Genomic DNA, 14,437 nt, shown 5'->3' with positions numbered 1-14,437 from the left:
TGGGCCCTGAGGGACTCGAACCCCCGACATCCTCGGTGTAAACGAGGCGCTCTACCAACTGAGCTAAGAGCCCGGACTGAGCGGTGAGCCCGGAGGCTCAAGTCTAGAGAAGGCAGCGATCACCGCGAGGACGGCGGACAGGAAGCACGAGATGGCACGCATCACCGAATTCACCCGCGATGGCCTGACCTTCGACGTCACCGACGCCGGTCCCCTGGACGGCCCCGTCCTCGTCCTGCTTCACGGCTTCCCGGCGGATAGATCGAGCTGGCGAGGGGTGGCACCGCTGCTGCACGACGCCGGTTTCCGCACGCTCGCACCCGATCAGCGCGGATACTCCCCGCGAGCCCGACCCAAGGGTCGGGCTGCCTACCGCGGGCGCGAGCTCGCGCGCGATGTGCTCGCCCTGATGGATGCGGCCGGAGTGCATCGAGCAGGCGTCGTCGGTCACGACTGGGGCGGCATCGTCGCATGGTGGCTCGCCATGGCGGCACCGACGCGCGTGCGGCACCTCACCGCAGTCTCGGTGCCTCACCCCACCGCGCTCCGACGTTCTCTCCTGTCCTCGGATCAAGCCCTTCGCTCCAGCTATGCCGCGTTCTTCCAGCTGCCCCTGCTGCCGGAACGCCTGATGATCCCCCGCCTCGACGGGCTGCTCGCCCGCTCGGGAGTCCCGCACGACTTCGCCGTCGACTACGCCCGCCGCATGCGGGAGCCGGGCGCTCTCACGGCCGCCCTCGACTGGTACCGGGCGGCAGCGCTGCCGGGTGGTGGCCGTCCGAATCGGGACGGCCTCGTCCATGTGCCGACTCGCTACATCTGGAGCAGTCGCGATGCCGCTCTCGGTCGACGTGCCGCGGAGCTGACGCGCGATCAGGTCGCAGGACCATACGAATTCGTGGAGCTCGACGAGCTGCACTGGATCCCCGAGCGCAGCCCCGAACGGCTCGCCGCCGCGATCCTCGCGGACCGGATCTGATTCGACTCCCGACGCCGGGCCACAGCCAGCCGATCGCCGAGGCAGGTCTGCGACGATGTGGCGATGCCAGCGCCTCCGAGTCGTCGACCGGCGCGATCGAGGGTCCGCGTGCTAGTCGCCGGGCTGGTCGTGCTCGCGCTGGGCCTCCTCTCGACTCGACTGCTTGACGGGGTGGCTGGCGACGTCGTGGGTGGCGGCCTGTACGCGCTGCTCGTCTATCTGGCCATCGCGTTCGGGCTCCCCCGCATCAGCGCGATCGCAGATGCCATCACCACCTTCGTCGTCTGCGCGCTGATCGAGCTGTGGCAGCTGACCGGGATGCCGGCTCAGCTGGCCGAGGCGTTCCCGCCGGCCGCGCTGCTGTTCGGCACGACGTTCACACTGGCGGATCTGCCGCCGTACGCGGTCGGCGCTCTGGCCGGCGTCGCGATCGACCGTCTGCTCCGCAGAATCCGACGGTGATCTCTCGTTCTCCAGAATCTGCCGAAATGATCGAGTCATTCGGGCGTTTTCTGGAGATCGACCCTGTCGCACAGGCCCTACGATCGCGCCATGGCCCAGCATCCGTCCCGCTCCGTCGAGACCGAGCACCGCTGGCCCGCGGTCATCGCCATCCTCGTCGCACTCGGTCTCTATGCACTCCTGCCCGGGTCGTTCTTCCCGGAGCTGCGCTACGTCGTCGTGGCCGTCGGGCTGATCCTGCTGGTCCCGATCGTGGTGCTCAATCCACGACGCCTCAATCGGGAGACGCGGTGGTCGCGGATGATCTCCATCGCCCTCGGACTACTGCTGCTCGCCGCCAACTCCGTCGCGCTCGTCGTGCTGCTCAGCCGCCTCCTGGCGGGCGGTGACACCGACAGCGTCAGCATCCTCATCGCCGGATTCCAGGTCTGGCTGACCAATGTGATCGCCTTCGCGCTCATCTACTGGGAGCTCGACCGCGGTGGCCCCGTCGCACGGCGGATGGACGCCCGCGCCGGGCTGCCCCTTGCGGACTTCATGTTCCCGCAGGACCAGAACGGCGACGCGATCGTCGAGGTCGCGAAGGGCTCGTCTGCCAAGTCGGACTGGATGCCGGGCTACGTCGACTACCTGTACTTCTCCCTGTCGAACTCGATCGCCTTCAGCCCGACCGACGTGATGCCGCTCACCCACCGCGCAAAGCTCCTGATGGCCGTCCATGCGCTGACCTCGTTCGTGACCCTTGCCCTGGTCATCGCCCGCGCCGTCAACATCCTGAACTGAGCCGGCACGAGTTGACAGTTGTGGTGGGTGCGCGACCTGCTGCACCCACCACTACTGTCACCTCACGGATTCGGCGGCCGAATCCTGCGGATCCGCCGCCCCGGACACACCCTGCCGGGCGCGCGCCGATGACGTCAGGACAAGCGACTAGGCTCACTGATTGGCTTTATTGGTTGTCGCAAACCGACAACTCCGGCCCCGTATCAGCAGGCACGATCTGCCGCGAAGGAAGGTCTAGGTTGACCGTCAACGACCAGGATCCGTACTCGGTGAACCACACCGACCCCGACCCCGAAGAGACCGCCGAGTGGAATGAATCCCTTGACGCGCTCGTCAAGGAGCACGGCCACCAGCGCGGCCGCGAGATCATGCTCAGCCTGCTGAAGCGGTCGAAGGATCTGCATCTCGGCGTGCCGATGGTGCCGACCACCGACTACCTAAACACGATCGCGCCCGAGAACGAGCCCGAGTTCCCCGGCGACGAGGCCATCGAGCGCCAGTACCGCGCCTGGCTCCGCTGGAACGCGGCCATCATGGTGCACCGCGCTCAGCGCCCCGGCATCGGCGTCGGCGGCCACATCTCGACCTACGCCTCCTCGGCGACGCTGTACGAGGTCGGCTACAACCACTTCTTCCGCGGCCAGGACGCCCCCGGCGGCGGAGACCAGATCTTCTTCCAGGGTCACGCCTCCCCCGGGATGTACTCCCGCGCGTTCCTCGAGGGCCGGCTCAGCACCGACCAGCTCGACGGCTTCCGCCAGGAGAAGTCGCACGCGGGCGGTGGGCTCTCCTCGTATCCGCACCCGCGCCTCATGCCGGAGTTCTGGCAGTTCCCGACCGTGTCGATGGGTCTCGGGCCGATCAACGCGATCTACCAGGCGCAGCTCGCCAAGTACCTGACCAACCGCGGCATCAAGGACGCGTCCGACCAGCAGGTCTGGGCGTTCCTCGGCGACGGTGAGATGGACGAGGTCGAGAGCCGCGGGCAGCTGCAGGTCGCCGCCAACGACGGCCTCGACAACCTCAACTTCGTGATCAACTGCAACCTGCAGCGCCTCGACGGACCCGTCCGCGGCAACGGCAAGATCATCCAGGAGCTCGAGAGCTACTTCCGCGGCGCCGGCTGGAATGTCATCAAGGTCGTCTGGGGCCGGGAGTGGGACGAGCTGCTCGCCCGCGACACCGATGGCGCCCTCCGCGACGTCATGAACCAGACGCCCGATGGCGACTACCAGACCTACAAGACCGAGAACGGCGCCTTCGTGCGCGAGCACTTCTTCGGCAAGGACCCGCGCGCACTCGAGCTCGTCAAGGACTACACCGACGACCAGGTCTGGGCGCTCAAGCGCGGCGGCCACGACTACCAGAAGGTCTACGCGGCCTACAAGGCGGCGACCGAGCACAAGGGCCAGCCGACCGTCATCCTGGCGAAGACGATCAAGGGCTACGGCCTCGGCCGCTCCTTCGAGGGTCGCAACGCGACCCACCAGATGAAGAAGCTCACCCTCGACGACCTCAAGCAGTTCCGCGACGAGATGCGCATCCCGGTCACCGACGCTCAGCTCGAGGAGAACCCGTACCAGCCGCCGTACTACCACCCCGGCCAGGACGACCCGGCGATCCGGTACCTGCAGGAGCGCCGCCGCGCGCTCGGCGGCTACATCCCCGAGCGCCGCACCAAGCACACCTCCTTCACGATCCCCGAGGCGTCGACCTACGCGATCGCGAAGAAGGGATCCGGCACCCAGCAGGTCGCCACGACCATGGCGTTCGTGCGGGTGCTCAAGGACCTGCTGCGCGCCAAGGACTTCGGCAACCGGATCGTGCCGATCATCCCCGACGAGGCCCGCACCTTCGGCATGGACGCGTTCTTCCCGAACGCCAAGATCTACAACCCGTTCGGCCAGCACTACACGTCGGTCGACCGTGAGCTGCTCCTCGCCTACAAGGAGAGCCCTCAGGGTCAGATCATCCACGTCGGCATCAACGAGGCGGGCGCGCTCGCGGCCTTCACGGCGGTCGGCACCTCGTATTCAACCCAGGGCGAGCCGCTCATCCCGGTCTACGTCTTCTACTCGATGTTCGGATTCCAGCGCACCGGCGACGCGGTCTGGGCGGCGGGCGACCAGATGGCCCGCGGCTTCATGATCGGCGCCACGGCCGGCCGCACCACGCTGACCGGCGAGGGACTGCAGCACGCGGACGGCCACTCGCCGATCCTCGCCAGCACCAACCCGGCGGTCGTCTCGTACGACCCGGCGTACGGCTACGAGATCGGCCACATCGTGCGCACCGGCATCGACAGGATGTACGGCGGCACGCACCCCAAGCCGAACGTCATGTACTACATCACGGTTTACAACGAGCCGATCGTGCAGCCAGCCGAGCCCGAGGGCTTGGACGTCGACGGCGTGGTCAAGGGCATCTACCTGCTCAAGGGCGCGTCCATCGGCGGGCCGCGGGCGCAGCTCATGGCGTCCGGCGTGGCCGTGCCGTGGGCGCTCGAGGCGCAGAAGCTGCTCGCCGACGACTGGGGCGTCTCGGCCGACGTGTGGTCGGTGACCTCATGGTCCGAGCTGCACCGCGACGGCATGGCGGCGGAGGAGCACAACTTCCTCAACCCCGACGCCGAGCCGCAGGTGCCCTACGTCACCTCGCGTCTGCAGGACGCCCATGGCCCGTTCATCGCGGTCACGGACTACTCGCACGCGGTGCCCGACCTGATCCGTCAGTTCGTGCCCGGCGACTACTCGACGCTCGGAGCGGACGACTTCGGCTTCTCGGACACCCGAGCCGCCGCCCGTCGCTTCTTCAAGATCGACGGACCGTCGATGGTCGTCCGCACCCTGCAGGCGCTCGCGCGTCGCGGTGAGATCGACCGCGCCATGGTCAGCCAGGCGATCGACAAGTACCGCCTGAACGACGTCAACGCCGGCACCAGCGGCAACGCCGGCGGCGACAGCTGATCTGTCCCTGAGCGACCAGGCAACTTCCTCGACACCTCTCTCGACAACGGAGCGAACAGGCCGGCAGTGGCGCGTACCAAAGCGGAGACCCTCGCCTGGCTGCGCACTGTCTCCGGCGAGCTCGCGACCGCGACGCTGAAGCGGCTCGAGGACACCCTTCCGTGGTACTCCTCGATGCCGCCCGGCCGACGGTCCGCCGTCGGCCTGGTCGCACAGGCGGGGATCACGTCGTTCATCAGCTGGTACGACGACCCCGAGTCGCTGCCGTGGATCGCGGCCGACGTCTTCGGAGCCGCTCCCCGCGAACTGCTCCGGTCGGTGTCGCTGACCCAGACCCTGCAGCTGATCCGCGTCACCGTCGAGGTCGTCGAGGATCGCGTGCGCGATGGCGGCGACGGGCTGCGAGAGGCGATCCTGCTCTACTCCCGGGAGATCGCCTTCGCGGCGGCCGACGTCTATGCGCGCGCCGCCGAGGCGCGGGGACTGTGGGATGCCCGACTCGAGGCGCTGGTCGTCGACTCCATCCTCTCGGGTGAGGCGGATGACGAGCTGCCCTCCCGGATCGCAGCCCTGGGCTGGCACGGACACGGCGAGGTCTGCGTCCTCGTCGGGACCACGCCGCAGATGCTCGATGTCGACCAGCTGCGCAGAACCGCACGGCATCTGCAGGCGGACGTGCTGATCGGTGTGCAGGGCACCCGGCTCGTGCTGGTGATCGGCCGGGCCGAGAACATGCCGGCCGATGTCGAGGACCAGCCGTCACCGTCGGGACCGCTGAGCTTCATGGAGATCGCTCAGCGGCTGGAGCCTGGCTTCGGGCCGGGCCATCTCGTGCTCGGACACGAGGTGCCGGATCTGGTGCAGGCGTCCCGCAGCGCCCGAGCCGCCCTGGCCGGCTTCGCGGTCGCGCGGGCCTGGCGGAAGGCGCCTCGCCCGGTGCACGCCAACGACCTGCTGCCCGAGCGTGCACTAGCCGGTGATCCTCTCGCCCGATCCACGCTCGTCAGCAAGATCTACCGGCCGCTGCACGACAACTCCCCCGAGCTGCTGACCACCCTGTGGTGCTATCTCGACAACGGCCGCTCGCTCGAGGCGACCGCGCGCGAGCTCTTCGTGCATCCGAACACCGTGCGGTACCGCCTGAAGCGCATCTCGGAGACGATCGGCTGGGACGCGACCGGCGCCCGCGAGGCCGTCATCCTGCAGTCGGCGCTGATCCTGGGCGCCATCGCCGAGCCGGCCGCCCCGGTGAAGCGCCGCTGACCCGAGGGCTCGATACATCTCGCTGGTCGAGGAGGGCGCCCAGCGCCCGTCTCGAGACCGGCTGCGGAAGCTGCCCGGTAGTCCTCCTGCGGCAGCCGGTCTCGAGACGCGCCGCAGACGGCGCTCCTCGACCAACGAAGAGAGGTCGAGTAGGGCGCCCCGCGCCCGTATCCAGGCCCTTGCGCCCGCCGCCTACGTGCGGGAATTACGGAGGCGGTCGCGAGCATGGGTGCGCGCCTCACGCTCTGCCTTGCGGGCCTCGGCGAGTGCCTTCTGGGCCTCCCGCACCCGCTTGCCCGCCTCTCGCACCTTGGCGTCGGAGGCGATCCTCGGGTCCTCGCCTGTTTGAGCCGGCCGCTCGCGAACGGCCGGTCGAGTGTCGATGTAGCGCTCGATGCCGTCCAACACACGATCGAGGCCGAACGCGAACGGATCGTCCTCGCCGGGCTCCAACGCACCGTCGTCGAGGATGCGGCGGACGAAGGGCAGATGCTCCGCCGTCACGAGCGCCTTGAGGGTGTCGGCGGCGACCAGGTCGAGCGCGTTCTCCGTGCGCCCTGCCGCCGTGGCCGCCTCCCGGTAGCCGCGCTCGATCGACCCCTGCCACCGAGTCTGCGCCAGCACTGCGAGGGAGATCGACAGCTTCTCCTCGGAGTCGAGCGGCTGGCCCTCGAGCACTTCCAGCGCCACGTCGAGCCACGCGAGGCTGTTCGGCGTGACCGGGGTTCCGGTGATCGCGATGTCGAGCAGCCACGGGTGCAGCTCGTAGACGCCGACCTGCTCGCGCGACCAGACCCGCAGCGCTTCGCGCCAGCCATCCGCTTCACGCACGCTTTCGGGCGGGATGCCGTAGCCCTGCTCCCCCATCAGCATGACCAGTTCGTCCTTGTTGCTGACGTAGCGGTAGAGCGACATGGTCGAGAAGCCGAACTCGGCTGCGACGCCCGCCATCGAGACGGCGGCGAGCCCGCCGGCGTCGGCGATGCCGATCGCGGCGTCGACGATCCGCTCGATGCTCAGCTCGCGCTTGGGCCCGCGCTGCGGGTTGGCCGCGATGCCCCACGCAAGTGCGACGCCGCGCGGCAGGTCGGGCTCGGCCGGGTCATCCACGGCTTCATCGTATGTCGCTCTTGACAACTGTGTACCTTCTACGCATTATAGTCTGTGACGTACACAGTATGCGGGCTACGCAGTTAGCACAGGCCCCAGATAGGGAGTGATGCAGATGATCGAGGTTGAGAAGCTGTCCAAATCGTTCGGCAGGCAGGAGGTGCTCCGCGGAGTCGATCTGACCGTGGAGGCCGGCGAGATCGTCGGGCTCCTCGGCCCCAACGGAGCCGGCAAGACGACGCTCGTCAACATCCTCAGCACCCTCGTGCTGCCCGACTCGGGAACGGCGAGGGTCGCCGGCTTCGACGTCGTCACAGAGTCCGACGAGGTTCGGCGCCGGATCAGCATCACTGGGCAGTCCTCAGCGGTGGACGAACTGCTCACAGCGGATGAGAACCTGCGGATGATCGGGCGGCTCTCCGGCCTCAGCGCCTCGAGCAGCCGCCAGCGATCCGCCGAGCTCCTCGCGCGTTTCGACCTCGTCGACGCAGCCCGCAGGCGGGTCGCGAGCTACTCCGGCGGTATGCGCCGACGGCTCGATCTCGCGTTGAGCCTCGTCGTCGCGAAGCCGGTGGTCTTCCTCGATGAGCCGACGACCGGGCTCGACACCCGCAGCCGACGCGAGCTCTGGGCCGCCATCCGCACCCTCGCGGACGACGGGGCCGCGGTGCTGCTCACCACCCAGTACCTCGAGGAGGCAGACCAGCTGGCGGACCGCGTGGCGCTGCTCGACGGCGGTCGCGTCGTCGCATCCGGCACTGCAGACGATCTCAAGGCTCGGATCGGCGATGAGCTGAGCCTGCCTGCTCCCACCCTCGACGACGTATTCCTGGCACTCACCGGAAGGAACTGACATGACCACCCTCGCCAGCAGCACCGCCTTCGTGCCGCGCCCCCTCGCTCCGTTCACCGAGGAGGGGGTGTTCATCCGTCGCGCGCTGCTGCACTCTCTGCGCAACACCGAATCGGCCGTGATGGCGATCATGCTGCCGGTCATGCTCATGCTGCTGTTCACGTTCGTCTTCGGTGGAGCCATCGACGGATCCGGCGACTACGTGGACTACGTCGTCCCGGGGATCATCCTGCTCTGCGCCGGATTCGGCGCCGCGGCGACAGCGGTCAGCGTCAGCCAGGACATGACCACCGGCATCATCGATCGTTTCCGGACCATGCCCATCCGCGCATCGGCTGTGCTCACCGGACACATCGTCGCGAGCCTGGTCCGGAATCTGATCGCGACCGGGGTCGTCATCGGCGTCGCCCTGCTGGTCGGCTTCCGACCGAACGGCGGAGTCGTGGATTGGATCGCCGCGATCGCGCTCGTCGCCCTGTACATCCTCGCCATCACGAGCCTGTTCGCCGCCGTCGGACTGGCGGCCTCCAACGCCGAGGCGGCCAGCGGATACGGATTCATCCTGCTCTTCCTGCCCTATCTCTCGAGCGCCTTCGTGCCCGTCGAGACGATGCCCGCCTGGCTGCAGTGGTTCGCGGCCCACCAACCGGTCACGCCTCTGGTCGAGACGATCCGGGCGCTGCTTCTCGGCGGGGACGCCTCGACGCGTTGGCCGACCGCCGTGGCCTGGAGCGTCGGCATCATCGTCGCCGCGTCGATCTGGGGTGCTCTGCTATTCCGCCGCAAGGCCGGCCGCCGCTGACCGAGGGCCTCGATACGGCCGTGAACGGCCTACTCGCCCACCGAGACGGCCACCTCGTTGGTCGAGGAGGGCGCCCCGCGCCCATCTCGAGACCGGCTGCGAAGCACCGCACCGCGATCCTCCCGCGGCGGCCGGTCTCGAGACGCGCCGCAGACGGCGCTCCTCGACCAACGAAGGAGGATCCAGGCCACGCGTACGCGCAGGATTAGTGGACGCCCCACAACGGATTCGCGGATCTTTGGTGTGCCATGACGCTGAGTCGGGGTCGCGGGTTGGCAGGATGAACAGGTGATCGTCGTCGTCGCCCCGGGTCAGGGTTCCCAGACCCCGGGTTTCCTCAGCCCCTGGCTCGAGCAGCCCGCCTCCCGTGAACTCCTCCAGACCCTCTCGACCGCCGCCGATCTCGATCTGATCGAGCACGGCACAGTGTCGGACGCCGACACGATCCGCGACACCGCTATCGCGCAGCCGCTGATCGTCGCGGCGGGCATCCTCACGCTGTCGGCTCTCCTGGATGGCGCCAGCACCACCCCCGCCGGGATCGCGGGCCACTCGGTCGGAGAGATCACGGCGGCGTCAGGAGCGGGGATCCTCACTCCTACGGACGCGATGACACTCGTCGCGGCTCGCGGGCGCGCGATGGCCGAGGCAGCCGCGCTCGTCGACACCGGGATGAGCGCGGTCATCGGCGGCGACATCGCCATCACTGAGGCGCGCCTTGCCGAGCTGGGTCTATTTCCCGCCAACTACAACGGCGGCGGCCAGCTCGTCGTCGCCGGCGCCAAGGATGCGCTCGCGACGCTGGCGGCCGAGCCGCCTGCTGGTACCCGCGTGATCCCCCTGCAGGTCGCTGGCGCATTCCACACCAGCTACATGCAGTCCGCGGTCGAGAAGGTCCGCGAAGTCGCCTCGACGCTCGCACCCGCCGACCCGACCCTCACCATCTGGACCAATTCCGACGGAACGCAGGTCACCTCGGGCCGGGCGTACCTCGACCTCCTCGTCGGTCAGGTCTCCTCGCCGGTACGGTGGGATTCGACGATGGAGTCCTTCAGCGCGGCCGGCGTCACCGGCATCATCGAACTGGCCCCGGCCGGGGCCCTCGTCGGTCTCGCGAAGCGCGGCCTCAAGGGAGTGCCGACCGTGGGCATCAAGACACCCGCCGACCTCGACGCGGCTCGCGCCATGCTCGAAGGCGCGGCAGCCTGATGGCCGCTCCGGCCCTCATCCAGTCCAAGGGCGTCGAGTACACCCGCATCCTCGCCATGGGAGCCGCGCGCGGCGATCTCATCGTCCCGAACGACGACCTGATCGGCCCGATCAACTCGTCCGACGAGTGGATCCGTCAGCGCACCGGCATCATCACCCGCACGCGCGCCTCCGCCGACATCAAGGCGCTCGATCTCGCGACCGAGGCCTCTCAGGAGGCCATCGCCGCGTCGGGAATCGCCCCCGAGCTGATCGACCTCGTGCTCGTCGCGACGATCAGCAACATCCAGCAGACGCCGTCGCTCGCCGCGGTGCTCGCAGACCGGGTGGGCGCCAACCCTGCCGCGGCGTACGACCTCAACGCAGCGTGCGCCGGCTACACCTATGCCATCGCCCAAGCGGATGCCCTGATCCGGGCGGGGGTCGGTCACTACGCGCTCGTGGTCGGCGCCGAGAAGCTCTCCGACGTCGTCGATCCGGGCGACCGCAGCATCTCGTTCCTGCTCGGCGATGGAGCCGGCGCCGCGGTCGTCGGCCCGAGCGACTTCCCCGGCATCTCCGCCACGGTCTGGGGGTCGGACGGCTCCAAGGCCGACGCGGTCGGGATGAACGGAACGCTCACCGAGTACCGCGACGGCACCTCCGCATGGCCCACCCTGCGCCAGGAGGGCCAGACGGTCTTCCGCTGGGCGGTCTGGGAGATGGCCAAGGTCGCCAAGCTCGCACTCGAAAAGGCCGGCGTCACTCCGGATCAGCTGGCCGCCTTCATCCCCCACCAGGCCAACATGCGGATCGTCGACGAGCTGGCCAAGCAGCTGAAGCTGCCGGACACCGTCGAGATCGGACGGGACATCGCCACGACAGGCAACACGTCGGCCGCATCCATACCGCTCGCCACCCACCGACTGCTCCAGGAGCACCCCGAGCTGTCCGGCGGTCTCGCCCTGCAGATCGGATTCGGCGCAGGTCTCGTCTACGGCGCGCAGGTCGTCGTCCTCCCCTAGAGCGGCCGTTCCCGCCCCCTTATGTCCCGGGCCGTGCGAGACCGCTTCGCTAGGCTTTGACCCGCCTCACACCGCAACTCAAGGAGAAACCCATGGCCCTGTCCACTGAAGAAGTACTCGCCGGCCTCGCCGAGCTCATCAGCGATGAGACCGGTATCGCGACCGACACCGTCGAGCTCGACAAGTCGTTCACCGATGACCTCGACATCGACTCGATCTCGATGATGACGATCGTCGTCAACGCCGAGGAGAAGTTCGACGTCAAGATCCCCGACGAAGAGGTCAAGAACCTGAAGACCGTCGGCGACGCCGTCGGATTCATCGTCAAGGCTGCGGGCTGACCCAGCCGCACGAGCCGGTCTGAGAAGACCGCGCACCACGGCTGCATCACCAGGATCGCGCACCAGACCAGCAGGAGCACCACATCATGCCCAAGAAGATCGTCGTCACCGGGATCGGAGCCACCAGTCCCTTGGGCGGCAACGCCCGCGACTCATGGAACGCCCTGCTTGCCGGGGAATCCGGAGCCCGGCCGATCGAAGCCGATTGGGTCGCCGCACTCGAGCTGCCGATCACCTTCGCCGCGCAGGCGAAGGTGCCGGCCGTCGAACAGCTCGCTCGCATCGAGGCCAAGCGCCTCGACCCGGGCAGCCAGTTCGCGCTGATTGCGGCTCGTGAGGCGTGGGAGGACGCAGGTCTGGGCGAGGACTTCGTGCCGGAGCGCTTCGGCGTCGACTGGGCCACGGGGATCGGCGGCGTCTGGACGCTGCTCGACGCATGGGACACCCTGCGCGAGCGCGGACCGCGACGCGTGCTGCCGATGACCGTGCCCATGCTGATGCCGAACGCTCCGGCCGCAGCCATCGAGATGGCGCTCGGCGCCCGCGGCGGCGCGCGCACCGTGGTGTCCGCCTGCGCGTCCAGCACGGAGTCGATCGCCAACGCGTACGACCACCTGCAGCAGGACCTCGCCGACGTGATCATCGCCGGCGGCAGCGAGGCGGCCATCCATCCGCTGCCGCTCGCCTCGTTCGCCGCCATGCAGGCGCTGTCCAAGCGCAACGACGACCCGGCGACCGCCTCCCGCCCGTACGACCTCACGCGGGACGGATTCGTCCTCGGCGAGGGTGGCGCAGCAGTGGTGCTCGAGACCGAGGAGCACGCGCTCGCCCGTGGTGCGAAGATCTACGCCGAGGTGGTCGGCGGCGCCGTCACCAGCGACGCGTACCACATCACCGCTCCCGACCCCGAGGGCTCCGCCGCCGCTCGCGCCATGATCCGCGCGATCGAGCACTACGGCTACTCGCGCACGGATATCACCCATGTGAACGCCCACGCCACGAGCACGCCGGTCGGCGACATCGCCGAGTACAACGCGCTCAAGCGGGTGTTCGGCGACCACCTGGCGAACATCGCGGTGTCGGCGACCAAGGCGTCCACCGGTCACCTGCTGGGTGCCGCCGGCGGCATCGAGGCGATCTTCACCGTGCTGGCGCTGCACGAGAAGGTGCTGCCGCCCACGATCAACCTCTCTGAGCAGGACCCGGACATCGATCTCGACGTCGTCCGTGAGCCGCGCAAGATCGAGGGCGACGTGATCGCCCTGAGCAACAGCTTCGGCTTCGGCGGCCACAACGCCGTCGTCGCCTTCAAGTCCTACTGAGTATCGGACCGTTGGTCGAGTAGGGCGCCCCGCGCCCGTATCGAGGCCCTCGCAGAGCCCGAAGTCCCGTCGAACCGGCCTGGACACGGCCCTGGCGGTCCTAGGCGACCGACAAGGGGCTTATTGAACCTCGCTCGCCCACGGTGGGTTGGCGCCCTTGCGGGAGACGGTGATCGCGGCGCACTGCACGCAGAAGTCCCCGATCCGCTCGAGTTCGACGTCGGGCAGCGCGTCTCCCGACGCGAGCTCCGCCGCGGTCAGTCCCTTCTCGAGCAGCTCGATGACCGAGTGGATGAGCGCGGACATGAAGGAGTCGCCGGCACCGATGGTGTCCGCGACCTCCACCGCCACGCCGGGTGCCGTGTAGCGGTGCACAGCGGTCGCCAGGAGCGCTCCCTCTCCCCCGCGAGTGATCGCAGCGACCGCCGGCCCGAGATCGAGGATGTGGTCGAGCACCTCGTCCAGCGATGCTCCCGGGTAGAGCCAGGCCGCATCCTCATCGCTCATCTTGAGCACATGGCTGAGGCGGGCGATCTGCTCGAACTGCGCGAACGCCTGCGCGTGGTCCGGCAGAAGGGACGCGCGGACGTTGGGGTCGAAGGTGATGATGGAGCCGGAACGGTGCTCGCCGAGCAGGCGAACCACCACATCGGCACCGGGCGGAAGGAAGGCGGCGATCGATCCGGTGTGGATGACGTCGGCGTCAGGAAGGCGCGCGTCTTCCGGGAGGCTCCAGTCGATCTGGAAGTCGTAGGTCGCCGCGCCCGTCTGATCGAGGGTGGCTGTGGCCGTGGAGGTCCGCGGGGCGGACTGCGATCCGACCACGAGCTGCACGCCGGCATCGGCCACGTGAGCCGCGATGGTGCGTCCTCGCTCATCGCCGCCCAGCGAGGTGAGCAGCGAGACGCGGTCACCGAGCCGACCGAGGCCGAAGGCGACGTTCATGGGCGATCCGCCCGCGTACTCGACGCGGCCGTTCGCGGACTCCACGATGTCGACGAGTGCTTCGCCGATGACGGCGACCTGCAGGGCCGATTCCGTCGCCTCGGTCGTGCTGTCGGGATTGCTCACCATCGTGGCGACCTCTCTGTCGCTTCCCATCGTGCCAGAGCGGACGCGGCCGTACGTCCAAGCGGAGATGGGACCGGATCCGGGTTCGAAACGACGCAGACGGCCTCAAGTCCGCTTGCGTGCACGCATGGAGACCGGGGATGGAGCCGTTAAAGGATGAAGAGCCCCCGGCGCGGTACCCATCCGGCCAGGGGCTCTTCTGTCGCAATCGCTAAGTTCGAGGGCTACTACCCAAGTAGCCCGAACGGGTTGGAGCGCGAGGCGAACACCTT

13 protein-coding genes and 1 tRNA gene are annotated in these 14,437 nt (G+C 68.6%); 11 read left to right on the top strand and 3 right to left on the bottom strand.

The window, feature by feature from the left end; genetic code table 11:
• A tRNA-Val gene (locus tag E6C64_RS00480) sits at nt 1-73 on the bottom strand.
• Nucleotides 74-151: 78 nt separating this feature from the next.
• Here E6C64_RS00480 and E6C64_RS00475 point away from each other — a divergent pair.
• The 5 genes from E6C64_RS00475 to E6C64_RS00455 all read left to right on the top strand — a co-directional run bounded on the left by E6C64_RS00475 (nt 152) and on the right by E6C64_RS00455 (nt 6,453).
• Nucleotides 152-979: an alpha/beta fold hydrolase gene (locus E6C64_RS00475; RefSeq protein ID WP_136425670.1), complete on the top strand. Its 828-nt coding sequence runs from the start codon at nt 152-154 to the stop codon at nt 977-979.
• Nucleotides 980-1,087: 108 nt separating this feature from the next.
• On the top strand, nt 1,088-1,441 hold the full coding sequence (locus tag E6C64_RS00470) for a ribosomal maturation YjgA family protein (protein WP_158437685.1): 354 nt from the start codon (nt 1,088-1,090) through the stop codon (nt 1,439-1,441).
• A 90-nt stretch (nt 1,442-1,531) separates the two neighbouring features.
• A complete protein-coding gene (locus E6C64_RS00465) occupies nt 1,532-2,224 on the top strand; it encodes a DUF1345 domain-containing protein (protein ID WP_136425668.1) in 693 nt (230 codons plus the stop codon).
• A gap of 239 nt (nt 2,225-2,463) precedes the next feature.
• Nucleotides 2,464-5,190 carry a pyruvate dehydrogenase (acetyl-transferring), homodimeric type gene (aceE, locus tag E6C64_RS00460; protein WP_136425667.1) on the top strand — a complete coding sequence of 909 codons (2,727 nt, stop codon included), beginning with the start codon at nt 2,464-2,466 and terminating at the stop codon, nt 5,188-5,190.
• A gap of 66 nt (nt 5,191-5,256) precedes the next feature.
• On the top strand, nt 5,257-6,453 hold the full coding sequence (locus tag E6C64_RS00455; protein ID WP_136425666.1) for a PucR family transcriptional regulator: 1,197 nt from the start codon (nt 5,257-5,259) through the stop codon (nt 6,451-6,453).
• A gap of 192 nt (nt 6,454-6,645) precedes the next feature.
• Here the strand turns inward: E6C64_RS00455 and E6C64_RS00450 are convergent, their stop codons facing one another.
• Nucleotides 6,646-7,563, bottom strand: coding sequence for a TetR/AcrR family transcriptional regulator (locus E6C64_RS00450; protein ID WP_136425665.1), 918 nt, complete (start codon nt 7,561-7,563; stop codon nt 6,646-6,648).
• A 115-nt stretch (nt 7,564-7,678) separates the two neighbouring features.
• On the opposite strand from E6C64_RS00450, the gene E6C64_RS00445 reads away from it, so the two are divergent.
• From E6C64_RS00445 to fabF, 6 genes are all read left to right on the top strand, one after another.
• Nucleotides 7,679-8,416, top strand: coding sequence for an ABC transporter ATP-binding protein (locus E6C64_RS00445; RefSeq protein ID WP_332908207.1), 738 nt, complete (start codon nt 7,679-7,681; stop codon nt 8,414-8,416).
• 1 nt (nt 8,417) lies between these two features.
• Complete coding sequence (locus tag E6C64_RS00440; protein ID WP_136425663.1) at nt 8,418-9,218, top strand: ABC transporter permease; 801 nt, start codon at nt 8,418-8,420, stop codon at nt 9,216-9,218.
• A 288-nt stretch (nt 9,219-9,506) separates the two neighbouring features.
• A complete protein-coding gene (locus E6C64_RS00435; RefSeq protein WP_136425662.1) occupies nt 9,507-10,427 on the top strand; it encodes an ACP S-malonyltransferase in 921 nt (306 codons plus the stop codon).
• Entirely contained in the window at nt 10,427-11,431 is a 1,005-nt protein-coding gene (locus E6C64_RS00430) for a beta-ketoacyl-ACP synthase III (RefSeq protein WP_136425661.1), read from the top strand. The genes E6C64_RS00435 and E6C64_RS00430 overlap by 1 nt, the downstream gene beginning before the upstream one ends.
• Before the next feature lie 92 nt (nt 11,432-11,523).
• Nucleotides 11,524-11,772 (top strand): acyl carrier protein, encoded by a 249-nt coding sequence (locus tag E6C64_RS00425; protein ID WP_136425660.1) that lies wholly within the window; start codon nt 11,524-11,526, stop codon nt 11,770-11,772.
• An 86-nt stretch (nt 11,773-11,858) separates the two neighbouring features.
• Nucleotides 11,859-13,094 (top strand): beta-ketoacyl-ACP synthase II, encoded by a 1,236-nt coding sequence (gene fabF, locus E6C64_RS00420; protein ID WP_136425659.1) that lies wholly within the window; start codon nt 11,859-11,861, stop codon nt 13,092-13,094.
• Nucleotides 13,095-13,214: 120 nt separating this feature from the next.
• Here the strand turns inward: fabF and E6C64_RS00415 are convergent, their stop codons facing one another.
• Nucleotides 13,215-14,195, bottom strand: coding sequence for a carbohydrate kinase family protein (locus tag E6C64_RS00415; protein ID WP_233255382.1), 981 nt, complete (start codon nt 14,193-14,195; stop codon nt 13,215-13,217).
• Nucleotides 14,196-14,437: the final 242 nt, after the last annotated feature.

Source organism: Naasia lichenicola, assembly GCF_004801885.1.
Classification (GTDB): Bacteria; Actinomycetota; Actinomycetes; order Actinomycetales; family Microbacteriaceae; genus Naasia; species Naasia lichenicola.
Note: the sequence above shows the minus strand (reverse complement) of the source record. Positions and strands in the feature narration are given on the sequence as shown.